This window comes from Methanohalophilus euhalobius (assembly GCF_900215215.1).
GTDB lineage: Archaea > Halobacteriota > Methanosarcinia > Methanosarcinales > Methanosarcinaceae > Methanohalophilus > Methanohalophilus euhalobius.
In genome coordinates this window covers 1-1,020 of sequence record NZ_OBDR01000027.1, presented here as the reverse complement: position 1 = coordinate 1,020, position 1,020 = coordinate 1, and the positions used below count along the sequence as shown (strand labels likewise).

The 1,020-nt window shown below is 42.9% G+C and carries 3 protein-coding genes; all 3 read left to right on the top strand.

The genetic code is table 11. The features are described from left to right. Nucleotides 1-63 precede the first annotated feature (63 nt). The 3 genes from CP947_RS10275 to CP947_RS10265 all read left to right on the top strand — a co-directional run bounded on the left by CP947_RS10275 (nucleotide 64) and on the right by CP947_RS10265 (nucleotide 999). Nucleotides 64-375, top strand: coding sequence for a nucleotidyltransferase family protein (locus CP947_RS10275; RefSeq protein ID WP_096713088.1), 312 nt, complete (start codon nucleotides 64-66; stop codon nucleotides 373-375). Between the two features lie 155 nt (nucleotides 376-530). Next, nucleotides 531-785 carry a type II toxin-antitoxin system HicB family antitoxin gene (locus tag CP947_RS10270; RefSeq protein ID WP_096713087.1) on the top strand — a complete coding sequence of 85 codons (255 nt, stop codon included), beginning with the start codon at nucleotides 531-533 and terminating at the stop codon, nucleotides 783-785. Beyond that, nucleotides 778-999 (top strand): type II toxin-antitoxin system HicA family toxin, encoded by a 222-nt coding sequence (locus CP947_RS10265; RefSeq protein WP_096713086.1) that lies wholly within the window; start codon nucleotides 778-780, stop codon nucleotides 997-999. The genes CP947_RS10270 and CP947_RS10265 overlap by 8 nt, the downstream gene beginning before the upstream one ends. Nucleotides 1,000-1,020 lie beyond the last annotated feature (21 nt).

Sequence of the window (1,020 nt, the reverse complement as noted above, 5' to 3'; positions counted from 1 at the left end):
TTTAAATCGATACAGGTCTGAGAAGAAGGCTGGTACACTTATCTCTCACGAGGAACTGAAATTATGAGTAAATCAGAAAAAGTCCCACCGGGATTGGATGAAATCAAACTCCTGATCAATGAACACCGGAAAGAGATCAGGCAGGAGTACAAAGCCGAGGTTGTCGGAATCTTCGGGTCCTATGCCAGAGGGGAAGAAAAACCGGGAAGTGATGTTGATGTGCTGGTCAATTTTGATACCGGAGCAACCCTGTTTGATCTTGTGGGACTTGGCGACTACCTTGAAGACTTGCTCGGATTGCCTGTGGACGTGGTATCAAAACGAGCCCTGCATCCCAGGATGCAAGATGATGTCCTGAAAGAGGTGACCCCATGAGAGATTCTGTACTTTATATCTCAGAAATGATCGATGCAGTCCCTTTCCATAGAGGATTGCCAGTCTACTTCTAAATGAGGATAATTACTAAATATCTGAAATAAACAATGCTATATACAATCCCCAAAGTGATAATTGCTTGAGATGATAAGTCGATGTTGATCGAATATATACAGGCAGCCCTTGAAAGAGCCAAATATGAGATAATTGAAGATGAAAAGGAGCCTTACTATGGAGAAATACCTGAACTCGAAGGGGTCTGGGCAACAGGCACTTCTCTTGAAGAATGCCGTAAGAACCTGGAGGAAATCATCGAGGAGTGGCTCATTTTAAGATTGCGTAGAAATCTCCCCATTCCCCCTCTTGGCAACCATACAATAGACGATCTCGGAGAATTTGCCGTTGCCTAAGCTAAATCCTGTAGACTGGAAAACCCTTGTAAAAAGACTCAGAGAATTGGGTTTTGAGGGTCCCTATTCCGGAGGAAAGCATCCGTTTATGGTAAAAGGCGATCTTGTTTTAACCATACCAAATCCACACAAAGGGAAAATTGGTGTGGCTTTACTAAAAAGAATTCTTAAGCAGGCCAAAATCGCCAGGGACAAATGGCTTGAAACAAATTAATATTGTTATTTTCACTCCCCC

Excerpts from the sequence above, each read along its gene's own strand:
- CP947_RS10275 (WP_096713088.1), top strand. The coding sequence starts at position 64 with ATGAGTAAATCAGAAAAAGTCCCACCGGGATTGGATGAAATCAAACTC.
- CP947_RS10270 (WP_096713087.1), top strand. The coding sequence starts at position 531 with ATGTTGATCGAATATATACAGGCAGCCCTTGAAAGAGCCAAATATGAG.